General features: G+C 61.3%; 19 protein-coding genes. 7 read left to right on the top strand and 12 right to left on the bottom strand.

All coding sequences use genetic code 11. The features are described from left to right. Positions 1 to 305: 305 nt before the first annotated feature. Both F2P47_RS14140 and F2P47_RS14135 read right to left on the bottom strand, forming a co-directional pair. Positions 306 to 2,285, bottom strand: coding sequence for an ATP-binding protein (locus F2P47_RS14140; protein WP_152217028.1), 1,980 nt, complete (start codon positions 2,283 to 2,285; stop codon positions 306 to 308). Between the two features lie 319 nt (positions 2,286 to 2,604). Beyond that, positions 2,605 to 3,432: a helix-turn-helix domain-containing protein gene (locus tag F2P47_RS14135; RefSeq protein WP_152217027.1), complete on the bottom strand. Its 828-nt coding sequence runs from the start codon at positions 3,430 to 3,432 to the stop codon at positions 2,605 to 2,607. Positions 3,433 to 3,558: 126 nt separating this feature from the next. On the opposite strand from F2P47_RS14135, the gene F2P47_RS14130 reads away from it, so the two are divergent. Together F2P47_RS14130 and F2P47_RS14125 are read left to right on the top strand one after the other, a co-directional pair. After that, a complete protein-coding gene (locus tag F2P47_RS14130) occupies positions 3,559 to 3,870 on the top strand; it encodes a DUF2834 domain-containing protein (protein WP_152217026.1) in 312 nt (103 codons plus the stop codon). A 166-nt stretch (positions 3,871 to 4,036) separates the two neighbouring features. After that, a complete protein-coding gene (locus tag F2P47_RS14125) occupies positions 4,037 to 4,381 on the top strand; it encodes an EF-hand domain-containing protein (protein ID WP_152217025.1) in 345 nt (114 codons plus the stop codon). A 13-nt stretch (positions 4,382 to 4,394) separates the two neighbouring features. On the opposite strand, the gene F2P47_RS14120 is transcribed toward F2P47_RS14125, so the two are convergent. Genes F2P47_RS14120 through F2P47_RS14110 form a run of 3 tightly spaced genes read right to left on the bottom strand, consistent with a single transcriptional unit; the run spans position 4,395 to position 8,273 of the window. After that, positions 4,395 to 5,303, bottom strand: a complete 909-nt coding sequence (locus tag F2P47_RS14120) for an FAD:protein FMN transferase (protein ID WP_152217024.1) — start codon at positions 5,301 to 5,303, stop codon at positions 4,395 to 4,397. A gap of 13 nt (positions 5,304 to 5,316) precedes the next feature. Then, positions 5,317 to 7,143: a chloride channel protein gene (locus tag F2P47_RS14115; protein WP_152217023.1), complete on the bottom strand. Its 1,827-nt coding sequence runs from the start codon at positions 7,141 to 7,143 to the stop codon at positions 5,317 to 5,319. Further along, positions 7,140 to 8,273, bottom strand: coding sequence for an NAD(P)/FAD-dependent oxidoreductase (locus F2P47_RS14110; RefSeq protein WP_152217022.1), 1,134 nt, complete (start codon positions 8,271 to 8,273; stop codon positions 7,140 to 7,142). The genes F2P47_RS14115 and F2P47_RS14110 overlap by 4 nt, the downstream gene beginning before the upstream one ends. Before the next feature lie 148 nt (positions 8,274 to 8,421). Here F2P47_RS14110 and F2P47_RS14105 point away from each other — a divergent pair, with 148 nt between their 5' ends. Next, a complete protein-coding gene (locus tag F2P47_RS14105; RefSeq protein ID WP_152217021.1) occupies positions 8,422 to 8,841 on the top strand; it encodes a DUF2177 family protein in 420 nt (139 codons plus the stop codon). Here the strand turns inward: F2P47_RS14105 and F2P47_RS14100 are convergent. From F2P47_RS14100 to F2P47_RS14075, 6 genes are all read right to left on the bottom strand, one after another. After that, a complete protein-coding gene (locus F2P47_RS14100) occupies positions 8,828 to 9,226 on the bottom strand; it encodes a hypothetical protein (protein WP_152217020.1) in 399 nt (132 codons plus the stop codon). The genes F2P47_RS14105 and F2P47_RS14100 overlap by 14 nt on opposite strands. Positions 9,227 to 9,435: 209 nt before the next feature. Beyond that, positions 9,436 to 9,840, bottom strand: a complete 405-nt coding sequence (locus F2P47_RS14095; RefSeq protein ID WP_152217019.1) for a hypothetical protein — start codon at positions 9,838 to 9,840, stop codon at positions 9,436 to 9,438. 58 nt (positions 9,841 to 9,898) lie between these two features. After that, positions 9,899 to 10,465 (bottom strand): hypothetical protein, encoded by a 567-nt coding sequence (locus F2P47_RS14090; protein WP_152217018.1) that lies wholly within the window; start codon positions 10,463 to 10,465, stop codon positions 9,899 to 9,901. A 12-nt stretch (positions 10,466 to 10,477) separates the two neighbouring features. Beyond that, a complete protein-coding gene (locus F2P47_RS14085; protein ID WP_152217017.1) occupies positions 10,478 to 10,870 on the bottom strand; it encodes a hypothetical protein in 393 nt (130 codons plus the stop codon). A gap of 195 nt (positions 10,871 to 11,065) precedes the next feature. After that, positions 11,066 to 11,356 carry a GIY-YIG nuclease family protein gene (locus F2P47_RS14080; RefSeq protein ID WP_246176906.1) on the bottom strand — a complete coding sequence of 97 codons (291 nt, stop codon included), beginning with the start codon at positions 11,354 to 11,356 and terminating at the stop codon, positions 11,066 to 11,068. A gap of 118 nt (positions 11,357 to 11,474) precedes the next feature. Further along, positions 11,475 to 13,031, bottom strand: a complete 1,557-nt coding sequence (locus F2P47_RS14075) for an alkaline phosphatase family protein (RefSeq protein WP_152217015.1) — start codon at positions 13,029 to 13,031, stop codon at positions 11,475 to 11,477. Between the two features lie 266 nt (positions 13,032 to 13,297). Here F2P47_RS14075 and F2P47_RS14070 point away from each other — a divergent pair, with 266 nt between their 5' ends. Next, positions 13,298 to 13,618: a 2Fe-2S iron-sulfur cluster-binding protein gene (locus F2P47_RS14070; RefSeq protein ID WP_152217014.1), complete on the top strand. Its 321-nt coding sequence runs from the start codon at positions 13,298 to 13,300 to the stop codon at positions 13,616 to 13,618. Between the two features lie 21 nt (positions 13,619 to 13,639). Here F2P47_RS14070 and F2P47_RS14065 read toward each other — a convergent pair whose 3' ends face one another. Then, positions 13,640 to 14,002, bottom strand: coding sequence for a chorismate mutase (locus F2P47_RS14065; protein ID WP_152217013.1), 363 nt, complete (start codon positions 14,000 to 14,002; stop codon positions 13,640 to 13,642). A gap of 257 nt (positions 14,003 to 14,259) precedes the next feature. Here F2P47_RS14065 and F2P47_RS14060 point away from each other — a divergent pair, with 257 nt between their 5' ends. From F2P47_RS14060 to F2P47_RS14050, 3 genes are read left to right on the top strand one after another with little or no spacing between them, the layout of a single operon-like run. Continuing rightward, positions 14,260 to 15,291 carry an NAD(P)/FAD-dependent oxidoreductase gene (locus F2P47_RS14060; RefSeq protein WP_152217012.1) on the top strand — a complete coding sequence of 344 codons (1,032 nt, stop codon included), beginning with the start codon at positions 14,260 to 14,262 and terminating at the stop codon, positions 15,289 to 15,291. 56 nt (positions 15,292 to 15,347) lie between these two features. Continuing rightward, positions 15,348 to 15,554, top strand: a complete 207-nt coding sequence (locus tag F2P47_RS14055) for a hypothetical protein (protein ID WP_152217011.1) — start codon at positions 15,348 to 15,350, stop codon at positions 15,552 to 15,554. A gap of 6 nt (positions 15,555 to 15,560) precedes the next feature. After that, on the top strand, positions 15,561 to 15,950 hold the full coding sequence (locus tag F2P47_RS14050; RefSeq protein WP_152217010.1) for a DUF3574 domain-containing protein: 390 nt from the start codon (positions 15,561 to 15,563) through the stop codon (positions 15,948 to 15,950). Positions 15,951 to 15,980: the final 30 nt, after the last annotated feature.

Genomic DNA, 15,980 nt, shown 5'->3' with positions numbered 1-15,980 from the left:
ACTCCCTGCAATCTTCCATCAAAAGGTGATCGCAGATCACGACGCCAGAGGTAATGTGGGGGCAAAACACCGCTTACGGAATTCGCCGGGCCGGGGTTTTTGTACAGGCTTTGAGTGCTGGCGGCGCGCGGCGCACGGGCTCACCCGGAGGCTCTGCCGGAGGTCGAATATCGGCTCACGGAATGAGGAGAAGCGCTGTGCTCGACGCTCGATATGCTGCTGGAGTGGGGGACAGGGAGGCGGGAGCGCGTAAAATAGGACGTGGAACGGTATCATTCCGGTGATGGCGTTACGCGCGCTGAAGGTTACTCGCCGAACAAAACCGAGAAAAATGCTTGATTGCGCTTCTTGGCATTCTCTATGAGAGTGTCATACCCAAAAGCTTGAATAAAAATCTGTTCATTGTCTCTATACCGAACGTATATTTTTGGATTCCAATCATTTCGAAAGTCGTGACTTTTTAGTACTTTCACTAGAGTTGGTTTGTGGTCTGCGATGATGAAGGCAAATCTTCGCACGGTACCTGTAAACGAGAAGTGCGTGCCATCCGTTTTGGAAATGCCGCCGGAGTGTGTCGCCTGATCAAGCGTCTCAATGACTTGTAAGACAGGATCGGTCTTGATGTTGCCAAAACTATAATCGTCTCGACTAGGCCTTTTGAATTCCACAATTGTGATTGTGGTCCCATCATTATCTCCAAGTACCATGCTGTCGTCAAAAAAAGCCAGGTCACCAATCTTGTCCCCGAGCTTGCGGCCTCGGCCGTGGAGAGTGCGGTCGCTCGAAACATACGGGAGGAAAGCGAGTGTATCGTCGATAAGCCAGAGGTTGTGCTCGAAGTATTCTGTTACGACGTTGTCGCTGAATCTTCTGAATACAAGCTCATGTATGGTGTCTTCAGAGGCGTGCTTGCCCGAGGAGCCATACCTCCTTGCTGATTCAACAAGAGAAATAATATTTTTTCGGTGGATTACGTACTCCGCAAGGGCCTCTTTTTTTCCTTCATCGACTTTCTCCACAAGGCTTCTAATTTTACTTGCGTAATCCTCTGCGTTGTTAGCAGCAGCGGTAATCTGTTTGGTAAGGTCGTGGGAGGCTCGAAAACGCTCGATGGCTAAATCGGAGACGAACTGTTCTGCCTTCCAATTATTGGGCTTTGTAGCGACGTAATCTTTGAGGGTCTTTCCCCGCAGGCCTAAGCGGAGAATTGGATTTTCCCGCAAAGCGTCCCCGAGCTCCACAGACTGTTCCGATTTAATTTTGGCAATCTGATCATGCTCTTTATGTTGGATCATATCGCTAACCAAAGAGACAATCGTTTCAATTGCCTTGGGGGGTAAGTTTATACTGGTTCGAGCGTCGTTCAGTCGTTTCTCGAATGCATCGCCCCGAACGACAGCAATAACAATATATTTCTCATTGTTTTCGCCGGCGAAATGAGGTTCGCCGATCTTATTTGAAAGGTCGCGAGGAAATCCGACGATCCTGTCTGCTGCCGAAAGAAGTAGGCAGTGGTTCTTGAACAATCTGCTCTTCGGGATTTTTGTCAGCGCATAAGTAAGAATCTCTTCGGCGCCGTCAATCTCGCAATTAAACGTGCCGGTGTCGTATTGAACAAATACATTCTTAAAGTGACTGGTGATGTCTTCTGGAGACAAGCCGTCAAATTGAATGCTAATTGCTGGAAGCCATTTGTATAAAAAATAAGGTAAGAAGTGTCGGCCAATCTCGTCTAGCACTTCGTCGGGCTTTAGCGTCCTAATTAAATCATACCAGTTTAAAAGTGGCTGGTCGTATTCTACGCGCAAGCCGGGGCCATCAAAGTCCGGCTCTCCATCAAAGAAAATAAATTCTCTTTCCTGATCAATATCGAACCGAAAGGTTCTGACGTTCGTGCTCGCAAAAAATTCGTGTCGACTGGAATAGAGAACTCTGGAAAAAACTTTAAACGCGATAAACCGACCGAATCCACGACCGTTCTGCTTAAGCTTGTAACCGCTAAACGGCGTTTTAAATGAATTGTAATTTTCATCAGTAAGCCCAATGCCATTGTCCGTGATGCTCACCATTATTTTCGTCGGGTCGTTTGTGTCGGTGAAGCAGATTTTTATATGACCCTTTTTATTTGCGCTGTCGCCAAAGCGACTTTCGATTCCATCCATGGCGTTGGAGATCGCTTCAAAGATTGGCAACAAAAAGCCATGAAGATCATCGGAAAGATGAGTTCTAGAAAGCACCGACTTCATATCGGGCTTTACCAACGCATCGGTGCTCTGCTCGGACATTGGTTTCTCCACTCCAATTTGGCGGAGTATGAAGGTGAATCTGATGTTGTTCAACGATTGTTCGCAGCCGTTGATAAGCGCATAGAATAGAGATGTCTTTTCTTTGCACCTCCGTCATACCTTTAATTCCGTAGTCGAACTTATGTGACGAGGTTCGCTTGGGCCATCCCTAGGCGCTGGTTGCGGAGGTTGCCGCTTTCGCGCGTATCGCGCCGTATGGCCGGTGCTGGAGGCGGGCCGCGGGACGGCGTACGTGACGACGCGCCGGTCCTCGTTACTATCGAGCATCGGCGGGTGACGAGTTTTAGTGCTTCGTCGCTCAAGTCCCCGCCGCTTCCCGAAACAACATCTCCGTCGCCTCATCTGCCGGGAACAGGCTTTCGATGCGTAGCTCGTCCGCGGTGACGTCCTGCGCGGTGCCGAAGGTGGCGATCACCGTGAAGAGCGAGATGCGGGCGCCGTCCTTGGCGATGACCAGCGGCAGCACGGGGACGAGGGCCGCGTCTTCCGCCGCCCAGAGCGTTTCGTCGTCCTGATACTGGCCGAGTTCCGAAAGCACCTCTTTCATTTCCTGTCCGCCGAGCGCCTCCGCCTCGCGTTGCGCGCGGTGCCAGAGAAGCGGCGCGACGGAGGACCAGTTTTCGACAAAGGGTCTGATGCCGCCCGGATGAAAGAAAAGCCGCATGAGGTTGCGTTCCGCGCCGCCGACGCGCGCCCAGACATCGGCGCCGATCATGGCGGCGAGCATGTCGAAAGGCGCGTTCGACATGCGGATGTTCCAGGCGCGGTCGAGCGCGACGGCGGGGAAGGGCTCGTGGTTCGCGAGCATCATCCTGACCGCGCCCATGACCTGCGCCATTTGCGGATCGTCGAGCGGGCGGGCCCTGAAGGCGGGCGCGAAGCCCGCGGCGGTGAGCCAGTCGTTGCGTTCGCGCAAGGGGACTTCGAGCGTTTCACTCAGTTGCAGGATCATGTTGCGGCTGGGCTTTGCCCGGCCGGATTCCAGATAGCTCAGATGCCGCTGCGAGACGCCCGCCGACAAGGCGAGGTCGAGCTGCGAGAGGCGGCGCTTCTGCCGCCATGTTCTGAGCAGCTGCGGGAAGCCGCGCTCCCCGGTTTCGGGCCCGGTCAGGGTCGATAGCGGCATGATCGAAACTCCCTCGTTCCGGCGATTATCTTTTGCGCCGCGCGGCCATTCAATGACCTTCGAGGTAATTGCGGCGCGGCCGAGGCGGGGCCCATCCTGCCGGCGGACACGAAAGAGGAGGTTCCCATGTCTGGCCGTTTCATCGCTCTCATTGCCGTCATCGCCGCTTTCGGTGCGCTCACCGCGCTCGCGCTGATGGATGTCGGCTATTCCGGTATTTTCCTGTCGTCCTTCAGGGATATGGCGGGCACGCAGATTTTCTTCGATCTCGTCATCATGGGCGTGCTCGTCTGCGTCTGGATGTACAGCGACGCGCGCGAACGCGGGGCGGTCGTCTGGCCCTTCATCCTCATGACCTTCGCGCTCGGCTCTTTCGGGCCGCTCTTCTATCTCGCCTTGCGCGAGTGGAACGCGGCGCGGCGTCCGGCGACCGCCTGAGCGGGGCGGGGCGGGCGTTCCCGGTCGGCGCGAGTGGCATCGTGAACGCCTCCTGTCCGTATTCTTACATCTTCTCCATGCGATGCGTTTCGGCGGCGTGGTTAAGGGGCGCTTTACCCTCCCGCTCATAGGGTTACCCGCACATGAACGAAATGGAGATAACTGAATGTCCGTCGCAGCCGTATCGGGCGCAAACCAGTCCTTCGCGACATCGCGCGCCAGCGCGAAAATGCCGCCGCAGCAGAAGATGAGCAATCTGTTCGACTCGATCGACACATCCGGCAGCGGATCGATCGATCAGTCGCAGTTCGACACCGCCTTCCAGACCAACAATCCGCCGTCGGTCTTTCAGAAGCAGGGCGCCGATGCGATCTGGTCGCAGCTCGATCCGAGCGGCTCGGGCAGCGTCTCGAAGTCGGATTTCGTCAGCACCATGAAGCAGCTGATGGTGAGCCTGCGCGCCGATCCGAGCCAGACGGCTTCCGCCGGCACCAGCGCGCTCAGCGCCTGAGGCCGCGCCTTCGCTATCGGCTGGTGACGGGGGCGAGCGTGCCCCCCACTGCGCCGGTCTCGTCGACATAAAGATGCGGCAGGCCGAGCGTGGCGAGCCATGCGGGCCCCTCGCGTCCCTTGAGCATCGCCGTCGTGGCGATGGCGCCTGCCGCGAGGCAGGTCTTCGCGATCACGCTCACCGCCTGCAAGCCTTGCGCGGACATGCCGGTCCCCGGATCGAGGATGTGGCAATAGCGCCGTCCCCCGACCTCTATGAAGCGTTCATAATCGCCGCTCCCGGCAAGTCCGCCCGAGGCGAGCGGCACATGGGCGAGGATGCCGTCGGTTTCGCGCGGATGGCCGATGCCGATGCGCCAGGGCGCGCCGTCGGGCTGCGGCCCCGTAACGCCGATATCGCCGCCGAGATCGACGAGCCCATGCGCGATGCCGTAGCTGCGCAACACCTCGACCGCGCGGTCGACCGCATATTCCTTTCCGATGCCGCCGAAATCGAGTTCCATGCCGGGCCGCGCGAAGCCGATGACGGGGTTTTGCCAGCGCACATGATCGAGGCCGATACGCGCGAGCAGCGGGGCGATCGTTCCGGGCGCGGGCAGGGCGGCGACGTCGAAATTCCACGCCTTGCGGAGAAGTCCCGAGGTGATGTCGAAAAGCCCGCCGCTTTTCTCATAGGCCGCAAAGGCGAAGTCGAGAAGCGCCGCCGTCTCCGCATCGACCTCCGTTTCGCCGCCGTCCTTCGCCACCGCATTGATGCGCGAAAGCTCGCTCTCCGGGCGGTAGCGTGAATAGCGCTGTTCGATCCGCCGGACCTCGTCCATCGCGTCGCTTGCCGCGACCTCCGCGACGAGGTCGTTTTCCGCCTCGAAGTGCAGGAAGCAGGGGGACGCCATGGCGGTGAAGCTGAAGCTCCTGATCGCCATGGGCCGCGCGCCCTCAAACATTCTTCGTCGGCGCCAGCGGGAAGATTTCCGCCGCGCCGCTGCCGCGCTGGCGCTCCAGTTCCACGGCGTAGCGGCGCAGCGCGTAGGCTTCGGTGAGGTAGCCGACAACGCGCCGGTCCTCGATGCTGTCGAGCACCGGCAAGGCCTCGAGTTCCGACGTCTCGAAGCGCTTCATCGCCACGCGGAGGTTTTCGTTGCGCAGCAGGTAGTAGCCGCGCCCCTCCACGAGGTCGCCCGCGACGAGGCCCGGCGCCGCGACGGTGAGGTCCGGGTCGTGGGCGGTGGCCATTTCCACCATGCCGCGATAGCGCCCCTGATCGTCCACCGCGAAAACATGCGCCGCGGCGCCGAGCGGCACTTTCTGCCTCAGCGTCATCAGGGGCGTGTTGATGGGAACGGTGCGCGGGTCGGCGCGCATCAGCCGTCCGACGGTGAGGTCCGCGATCCAGCCCACATCTTCCGCGCTCTTGATCGGCACGCCGCGCAGGTGGAAGCGCCAGGTCGAGAAGGAATAGCCGAAGGTGAGCCGCACGATGGTCGACGCCGTGACGACCGCGACCAGCACGCCCATGGTGATCGGGAAGTTGCCCGTGCCTTCGAGGACGAGCAGCACCATGGTCACCGGCGCGCCGATGATCGCCGCGCCCGCTGCGCCCATGCCGACCAGCATGAAGGCGATGTCCTGATTCGCAAGCTCGGGCGCGATGAGGCTCATCGCCGCGATGCAGGCGCCGCCGAAAAGGACGCCGAGGAACAGCGAGGAGGAGAACATGCCGCCGCGAAAGCCCGCGCCGAGCGAAATCGCCGAGGCGACGAGCTTGCCAAGGAGGAGCGCGGCGATGGCGACGAAGCTGCGCTCATGTTCGAGCTGGTACTGGATCGCGCCATGGCCGGAGCCGAGAACCTGCGGCGAGAAAAGCGCGAGCGCAGTCAGAATCGCGCCGCCAACCGCGGGCCGCGCCCAGATCGGCGCCCATCTGAGCAGCCATTCCGCCCAGGTCACCGCCCGCATGGTGAGGATGGCGAAGCCCGCCGCGCCCACGCCGATGATGGCGAAGAGCACGTAATAGATGGGCGTGAAGTGAAACCCGATCGTCACGGCGAAAAGCGGCTCCTCGCCGCCCAGTATGCGTACCACCAGCGTGCCCGCCAGCGCCGCTATGGCGACCGGCGCGAGCGCGCGCGGCGCGTAGTTTCCAAGCACCAGTTCGAAGCCGTAGAAGGCGCCCGCCAGCGGCGCGTTGAAGGCGGAGGCGATCGCCGCTCCCGCGCCCGCCGTCACGAAGATGCGCGCGTCGTCGCGGCGCAGGCGGAAATATTGCCCGATCCATGAAAAGAGCGCCGCGCCCATTTGCGTATAGCCGGCCTCCATGCCGACCGATGCCCCCGCCGCGTTGGAAATCATCGTCGCCACGGTGAGGCGGATCGAGTCCGGCATCGACATGCGCCCGCCGAAAAGCGCATTGGCCTCCACGGGGTCGGTGATGTCCGCCGAGCGCCGCTTGCGGATGAAATAGGCGAGGAGGCCGAAGCCGAGCCCGAGGCCCGCCGGCACCAGCGCCAGCCGCAGCGTGTCGATATGCGTCTGCGCGGAGAGATAGCTTCCGGCTGCGAGCCTGAAATTGATGTCGTGCAGCGTATAGACCGTCTCGCGCACCGCGAAGACGCCGACGCCCACCGCCGCGCCGAGCGGTGCGCAGAGCAGGATCAGCCAGCCCTCATGGCTTCTGAGATCGCGGCGGAAGGCGGCATAGCGATAAAGCGCCATGCGCCAGAGGCGGTGTGTGATCTGTGCGGCGCGGGTGGCAATGGCGCTCATGCGGCCTCCATCAGGCGCTTTGCCACGTCGTTCGCGATGGCGAGCGAGGCTGTGAGGCCGGGGCTTTCGATGCCGAAAAGATTGACGAGACCGAGCATACCATGCGTCTCCGGCCCCGAGATGACAAAGTCGCTGGCGGGCGCGTTGGGTCCGGCGAGCTTTGGCCGCACGCCCGCATAGGCCGGCAGCAAGGCGCCGTCGGGCAGGGCAGGCCAATAGGAGCGGATCGCGGCATAGAAGCCATCGCCCCGCCGCGCATCGACGGCATAGTCGATCTCGTCGATGGATGGCGGGTCGATCCATTCGACGTCGGGGCCGAAGCGCGCCTGCCCGCCAAGGTCGAGCGTCAGATGCACGCCGAGCCCCGCCGCCTCGGGTATCGGATAGATGAGGTGCGAGAAGGGCGTCGCCCCCGCCAGCGAGAAATAATTGCCCTTGGCATAATGCGCCTGCGGCACATGCTTGACCCCAAGCCCCTCGATCCGCGCCGCCACGGCAGGGGCCGAAAGCCCTGCGCTGTTGACGAGCATCCGCGCCCGAAGCCGCATCGGCGCCGCGCCGCCCACATGAAGCGTGAAACCCTCCGCCTCGGCTTCCGCCCCGACGAGCGGGCTCGCAAGCGCAATCGCGCCGCCCGCATCCTCGATCTCGCCCCGAAGGCTCAGCATGAAGCCATGCGCGTCCAGAATGCCGGTTTCAGGAGAGGCGAGCGCCGCCGTGCAGCGCAGCGCCGGCTCCAGCGCCCGGGCCTGCGCGGATGTCAGCGCGGCGAGGCCCTCGACGCCGTTCTCGCGGCCCCGTTCGGCCAGCCGTTCAAGCTCCGCCTCCTGCGCGGTGCCGTTCGCCACGATGAGCTTGCCGCAACGCCTGTGCGCAAGGCCGTGCCGCTCGAGATAGTCGTAAAGCATCCGCCGCCCCTCGACGCAGAGCCGCGCCTTCAGGCTGCCCGCCGGGTAGTAGATGCCGCCATGAATGACTTCGCTGTTCCGCGCCGAGATCCCGGAGCCGATGGCGTCCGCCCGTTCCAGCACCACGACCTCGCGGCCCGCCCGTGCCAGCGCCCGCGCGACCGCCAGCCCCACGGCGCCCGCGCCCACCACCACGCATTCGACTTCGGCGCTCTCCGTCACCCTTCAGTCCATCCCCGGCCGATTTTCCTGTGAAATCCTTATGCCATGAATGCGCTCCCGAGCGCCTGCTTTATCGTGCGGGCGGGGCGATGATCCCCTGCCTCGTGCCCCGCGTATCAAGCCCGAAGCAAACCCTGGAGGACACCCCATGCAGCGCCACATCATCGCCTGGGCTTCTACCGCGCTCGTCTTCGTCGCACTGGACGCCTTCTGGCTGTCCACCATGCAAGGCTTCTACCGCCGCGCTCTCGGCGAGCTGATGCTGGAGCAGGGTTTTCGCCCCGCGCCCGCCATCATTTTTTATCTGATCTTCATTTCGGGGATCGTCGTTTTCGCCGTCGCGCCTGCTCTCGCGGGTGGCCGGGCCCTTCCGGCGCTTGTTTACGGCGCCTTTTTCGGCTTCTGCTCCTATGCGACCTACGACCTCACCAATCAGGCGACGCTGGCCCGCTGGCCCGCAAGCCTCACGCTGGTTGATCTGGCATGGGGCACGGTGCTTAGCGGTGCGTCGGGCTTTTTCGGCGCGGTCGTTGCAGGCCTGATCCTCTCGTGGATCAGCGCCCCTTGACGATCTTCACCGTCTGCTCGACGGGCTTTCCATCCGTGCCCTGAACGGTCGTCTTCCAGGTGTCGCCCACCTTGTCGCCCTTGAGCAGGGTGCAGCTTTCTGCGCCCTTCTGCCCGTCCGGACCTTCCGGCGTCACGCAGAGGTTCTTGCCGTCCAGCCGCCACACGCCCTTGGTCACGAAGGTGCCCTCGCGGCCCGGCACCTTGATCTCGCCCGAAAAGCTGTGGTCCTTGTTGTAGTAGAGCTTCAGCACCGTGCCGTCGGGCCGCGTCCCCAGCATGGTGTTGCCGAAGCGCGCCTTGATATTGGCCGCCGCCGCCGGCAGCGCCACCGCGCAAGCCAGAGCCACCACCGCCACACCGCGCCCGATCGTCTTCATCGCCATTTCTCACTCCTGGAAGGCTATTTGCCGGGAGACTACCACGGCGGCAGGATTTGTCTTCCGGCCCATTTTGTTAGAGACGAAGCTGCCGGAAGGAGCGGTGCAGCTCCAATCATTACTTTTTCGTCATGGCCCGGCTCGTCCGGGCCATCCATGACTGCGCCGGTGAATGCCGGGGCTCTCTTCCCTGTCTTGCGCCAGAGTGACTTGTTCTAGTCGTCGTCTTGCTTTGGCTGGGGCTTCATCGCGTCTTGCAGCTTTCGTCGCAGTGGCCGCAAATAGAAAACAGCTGCCAGCAGCAGGACCGCGGTGGGGAAATCGATCAGAGGCGTCCTCCAGGTCGGGACCGAATGCACGACCAGCCAGAGAATCAAGGCCGGCGCGCCGACGCCCCAGATTCTAATTTTTTCGGCACGGCTGAAACTCGGGAATTCCTGGGGCTGAATCCCGCGATAGGCTCTGTAGGCGGTCCAGATGCCGAATGCACCGAAGATGGCAAGCAGGATAACGAAGGCCTCGAGTCCTTCGAGATAATAGGCTCGAAAGAGAAAGAGCCCGCAGATAAGGGCTGCGAGTATATAGCGTAGGGGCTTGCTCATCTGCCACTTCACGTTCATGTGTCTCCCGTCATTGCCCGTTTGTCGGGGCCATCCACGTCTTCGTTACCCCAGACCTTCAAGCCGCAGCCACCTCGGCAGCCGCCTCCAACTGCGCTATAGGCGGAACGGCAGTCTCCGCATCCGCGAATACGCCGTCGAGGAAAGGCGCCGCGATCCGGCAGGCGCGATCGTGGAGCTGCGCATAGGTCATTGGGAAGATGCGGATCGCATGATGCGCCTCCTTGCCCCAGCGCAAATGTGCGTCGTTGACGTCGTCGCTGAGCGAGCCGCCAATGACCAGACAGTCGATCCGCCTGTTCCGCAGGTCCCCGCCGACATTCAGCATCAGGCTCAACGCATAGGCATGTGCCTGCTCAATATGATCCCAGCAGATCGTCACGTTTGGACGCTTCAACTCGATGATGAGATAGACGTCGTCCGGCTTGTCGAAGCTTGCAGTCGATATGGCCGGTCCACAGAGGTCAGGCCGCGACGTGCCACCCACGCGCATCCGCCAAGGCTGGTCCGCGTTTTCGACGCTGACCCAGTTCTCGCGGTTCTGGCCGAAATGGTTTTCGAAGGCGCTGAGCACCCCACGGTTCGAAAGGAATTGCTCTTCCACCACGTAATCGGGGTAGAGCACCCAAAGATTGCGCTACAGCAACTGGTGACAAGCCTGCTCGCTCGCCGCCGCATCGAGCCAGGTTGCCTTCATTGCATCGAGCCTGTCGCGTAAGCCTCGCTCCTTGGCAAGATAAGGCCGAAGCTCGCCTTCCTTCGCGCTCAAATTGTCATGCGTCGCCCGAACCTCGCTCTCAAGCGACTTCACGTTTCCTTCAAGCGCCTGAATCTGATCTTCCAGCGCCGTTCGCATCGCACCTGTGGCTTTATTCGCCGCGGCAAGCCGAGTTGCCGCCGCCTGAAGTTCCGCCGTCGCAGCCTCGGACGCCTTGTTGGCGACGTCCTTCAGCCGTTCGATCTCATCGACCTTGTCTCGGTTGGCTCGCGTCAGTGCCTCGTTGAGCGCGGAGCGATGCAGCAGGATCATCCCCCCGATCCCGCCAAGCGTCGACAAAGCAAAGATAATTCCCCAAACCAACCCCTCGCTCATGCGCCCCCGCACAGTCTATCGAAATCCTATCCGTCCCCGGATGATGCACGGTTGGCGGGGAGTGCGCTAGTGCGCGGAAAACATCATCTCGCCAAACCGTCATGGCCCGGCTTGTCCGGGCCATCCACGTCTTCACCCCTGCAGCGTCTCGTAAAGATCATCCCAGTCGGGATTGACTCCGTGAATGAGCCGCACCTTCCAGGCGCGCGGCCATTTTTTGAGCCGGCTCTCCCGCTGAATGGCGCTCTCTATGTCGTCGTGCCGTTCCATATAAATGAGACGCTTCAATCCGTATCGCTTCGTGAACCCCTCGAAGATGCCCTCGCGGTGCTCCCACGCGCGCCGTACGATATCGGACGTCACGCCAACATAAAGCGTGCCATCCGGCCCATTCGTCATGATGTAAACCCAACCGCCCTTCATATGCTTATCATCTAAGACGTGGATGGCCCGGACAAGCCGGGCCATGACGATTATTGATTCTGTCCGTCATGGTCCGCTTTATGCGGGCCATCCATGCCTTAAAGGGAGGATGAGTTCCTCACCACCTATCCGCCGCCCTCACTACGGGCCCTTCATCCGTTATTGAAATATGCGTCAGCGTCTGTTCGTCATGGTTCATGCGCCATGAAAGCATCTTCTGGGCGTAGTGCAGCACCACGGGGAGATAGGCGGGATCGTTCGCGCGGTTCACGAATTCCTGCGGGTCCTTTTCGAGGTCGAAGAGGAGCGGCGGCAGGGACGTGAAGTGGACATATTTGAACTTCTCGTCGCGGATGATGTTCATCGTGCACTGATGAAGCGTGAGGTCGAGCGCACGTTCCGCCGCGTCGTCGGCAGGGTCGCGGAAGTCGAATTCCCAATGGGCGGCGTCGCGCCACTTCCCGGGCGCGGAGGCGCCCATCTCATATCCCTCGCGGCCTTCGAGGAAAGGCGTCAGCGGTTTGCCGTCGCATTGCACCGGCGTTTCGAGGCCGAGCGCGTCGAGCATGGTGGGCATGATGTCCACATTCTCGCTGAAGCGCGTGACGATGTTTCCGCGCGTCACGTTGGCCTTTTCGCGCGGGTCGCGGATGATGAGCGGGATGCGGTAGGACGCATCGAAATAGCCGCATTTGCCGAGGAGCCAGTGGTCGCCCATCTGCTCGCCATGATCCGAGGTGAAGACGATCAGCGTGCGGTCCCACAAGCCACTTTCCTTCAGGAAGGCGACGAGGCGGCCGATCTCCGCATCGACGCGGGACATGAGGCCGTAATAGACCGCCTTCATGCGGCGGAGCTTCTTCTCGTTCGACGAGGCGCGGAAGAGGCGGCGCGAAAGCTGATGCGCGAGCCAGGGGTGCTGCGCGCCTTCCTCGTCGGGCGTCGCGGCGCGGGTAAAGCCCGGGACGTCCTCCGGGTCGTACATCTCGTTCCAGGGTTCCGGCGCGACGAAGGGCGGGTGCGGGCGCAAGAGCGAGAGATGCGCGACGAATGGCTTCGTGGTGCTGCCCATGTAGTCCATCAGCCGGTTGACGAGGAAGGCCGTGTCGTCTTCCTCCGCCGGATAGACGAGAGGTTTCGGCGTCGCCGCGCCGTCCTCATAATCCGGGCCGGGTTCGCGCTTGCCGTAAGCGAGGCGGATGTCTTCCGGCACCTCGAAGCCCTTGGCCGCCAGATCGTCCGTCCACGGCGTCGGCCATGTGCCCATCATGCAGACCGGGCGGATGCCGGGGAGGGGGCCCTCATAGGTTCGCAGCCACGGACTTTCCGGGTCTTCCTCGCGCGGGTCCTGGCTCGTGTCGGTATAGCCGAAGAGGACGGGATCGTAGCCGGCGCGGGCAACTTCCTTCGCCCAGTTGGTGTGGCGGGCGTCGAGCGGCGTGCCGTTGGTGCCGGAGCGGTGGTTCTGGAGGTACATGCCCGTGTGCAGCGACGCGCGCGAGGGGCCGCAGGGAACGGCGTTCGCATAGTGCCGGTTGAAGAGGACGCCTTCGGCCGCCAGCGCGTCGAGGTTCGGTGTCTTCACCGTCGGGTGGCCGAGCGTCGACAGGCATTCGCCGCGCCACTGGTCGGCCGTGATGAAGAGGATGTTCAGCGGGGCGGCGGGCGAGGGCATGGGGCGGGGCTCCGGGGATTGTTTTTCGGCTGATTCCGGTAAGCCTATGCTAGCCCCATGACGCTTCGGCGAAGAGCCCCATGACGCTTCGGCGAAGAAGTGAATCGCGATTTCGGTCAGGGGCGCGTTTTGCCTCTGCTTTACCGCGTCAAAACCGCACTTTACCTCGCCAAAACCGCATGCTACCTCACCACGTCACGCTTGCCTTCGGGCTGCGCGTCGTCACGTCCAAGTCCCTATAACTATTAAAGAATCCGGCATCAGACATGACCAAGATCATCTTCAAGGAACATGACGGCAAGGAACACCCCGTCGACGTCGAGAACGGCATGACCGTCATGGAAGCCGCGATCAAGAACATGATCCCCGGCATCGATGCCGATTGCGGCGGCGCCTGCGCCTGCGCGACCTGCCATGTCTATGTCGATCCGGCATGGGTGGATAAGGTCGGCAAGCCCGAGAGCATGGAAGAAGACATGCTCGACTTCGCCTTCGACGTCCGCGAGAACTCGCGCCTGTCCTGCCAGATCAAGGTGACGGACGCGCTCGACGGCCTCATCGTCACGACGCCTGAAAAGCAGTTCTGACGGGCTTTTTTCGCTTTTTTGTTATTTGCCGGCTTCGCGCGTCTTCGCGTCGAAGCCAGCACTCTTTTGCGTCTTCGCATCGAAGCCAGCGCTCTTTTGCGTCTTCGCATCGAAGACCGTGAACTCGTGCTCGATCGACTTCTCGATGAGGAGCCGCCACACCGGCTCGGCAATCGCGGGGGAGAGGCCGTGCTGTGTCGCGGCGGCGAGCGCCTTCTGGACGACGTCCTCGATGCGGGCCTCGTCGCGGACCGCGCTGCGCTCGCCCTTGATCTGCCCGGCCTGCTCGATATAGCCCTGCCGTTCAGCCAGAAGCTTAGCCAGATCCCGGTCGATCCGGTCGATCTCGCGCCGAACTTCCGCCATCGTGTGACACTTGACCATGTTGCTCTCCGCGCCCGCGTCGCGCTTTATCCTCACACCTGCGATGCGGTGCAACATAGTTCGTGAGGGCGGCTTGTCACCCGTGAAATTTTTGGAATTTCATGAAAAACCATACGGCGCCGGCAGTGGGCTTGGCGTTGCAGTTTTTGCTTGGCGTGGCCGCCGCGGAGACCTATATAAGCCGCTCTTGGTGTGAAATATAAAATATAACACAATATAATTGTTGTTAATTCCCTGGTGGATCAGTGGTGACAGAGATGGCTGAAGAAACGATCACGACAGACGTAGTCATTATCGGCGCGGGCCCCGTGGGCCTCTTCGCGGTTTTCGAGCTTGGCCTTCTCGACCTCAAGGTTCATCTCGTCGACATTCTGGACCGTCCGGGCGGGCAGTGCGCCGAGCTCTATCCCGAAAAGCCGATCTACGACATTCCGGGCCTTCCGCTCGTCACCGGTCAGGAACTTACCGACCGGCTGATGGAGCAGGCGGCGCCCTTCAATCCGCAGTTCCATTTCAACGAACAGGTCGAACAGGTTGAGCGCCAGGAAGATGGCAGCTGGCTCGTGAAGACCGACGGCGGCATTACCTTCCACGCCAAGGTTATCGTCATCGCGGCGGGTGGCGGCAGCTTCCAGCCGAAGCGTCCGCCCATTCCCGGCATCGAGGAATATGAAGGCAAGTCTGTCTTCTATGCCGTGAAGAAGATGGAAACCTTCCGCGGCAAGAACGTTCTGATCTCCGGCGGCGGCGACAGTGCGCTCGACTGGACGATCAATCTCCAGCCCATCGCCGCGTCGATGCAGCTCATCCATCGCCGCGACGGTTTCCGTGCCGCGCCCGCTTCCGTCAACGAGATGCATCGTCTCGTGCAGGAAGAGAAGATGAAGTTCCATCTCGGCCAGGTCACGAAGCTGCATGGCGCCAATGGTCAGCTCGAAGGCGTGACGATCAAGGGCAATGACAATGCCGAGTTCGATGTCGCCTGCGACACGCTGCTGCCCTTCTTCGGCCTCACCATGAAGCTCGGCCCGATCGCGAACTGGGGCCTCAACCTGCATGAGAACCTCATTCCGGTCGATACCGAGAAGTTCGCGACCAATGCGCCCGGCATCTTCGCCGTCGGCGACATCAACACCTATCCGGGCAAGCTGAAGCTCATCCTGTCGGGGTTTCACGAGGTGGCTCTGATGGCGCAGGCGGCGGCGCGCATCGTCAATCCGGATGCGAAGATCACCTTCCAGTACACGACGTCGTCGACCAGCCTTCAGAAGAAGCTCGGCGTCGCCTGATGTTTTGACGGATCGCAAATGATGCGGAGTGCGCCGAGGCATGGCATAATTTCATTATGACCTACCAAACCGCGCTCCGCCTCAGCTATCTCGCCTTCGCAATCAGCATCGTCTCGCTTGTGATTGTGATGACGTCCTTCGTCCTCAAGTTCGACATCCCGTCGCACATCTTTCGGCCGCTCATGGGCGTCAGTTATCTCTGGCCGGGCGCCGCCTTTGCGATCGCCTGGTTCAAGAAAAAGGTCGAGCAGGGGCAGGGATGAATTCGCATGCAGCGGTTCGTTGTCATCTTTTTTCTGCTCGTTCTTGCCGGCCCCGCCTTTGCCGGTTCCGCCGCGATCGAGACCAAGCTCTATTTCGGATTGGGGATACCCGGCGGCGGCCGCGTCGGTGAGCGGCAATGGATGCGCTTTCTCGCCGAGACAGTGACGCCGCGCTTTCCCGATGGGCTCACTGTCCTGAGCGGCACGGGGCAGTGGCGCGATCCCAAGGGACAGTCGGCGAAGGTCATGTCCGAGCCGTCGCGGATCGTTATCATCGTCCATCCGGAAACCGCCGCGACCGCCAAGGCGATTGCCGAAATCCGGCAGACTTATGTGAAGCGCTTCCGCCAGCAGTCCGTTTTGCAGACAGATCAGCCGGTGAACGTCGTCGAGTGACGCCTTCGCTTCTGGACAGGGGGAGGTGTC

Source organism: Parvibaculum sedimenti (assembly GCF_009184905.1).
GTDB classification, from domain to species: Bacteria; Pseudomonadota; Alphaproteobacteria; order Parvibaculales; family Parvibaculaceae; genus Parvibaculum; species Parvibaculum sedimenti.
Note: the sequence above shows the minus strand (reverse complement) of the source record. Positions and strands in the feature narration are given on the sequence as shown.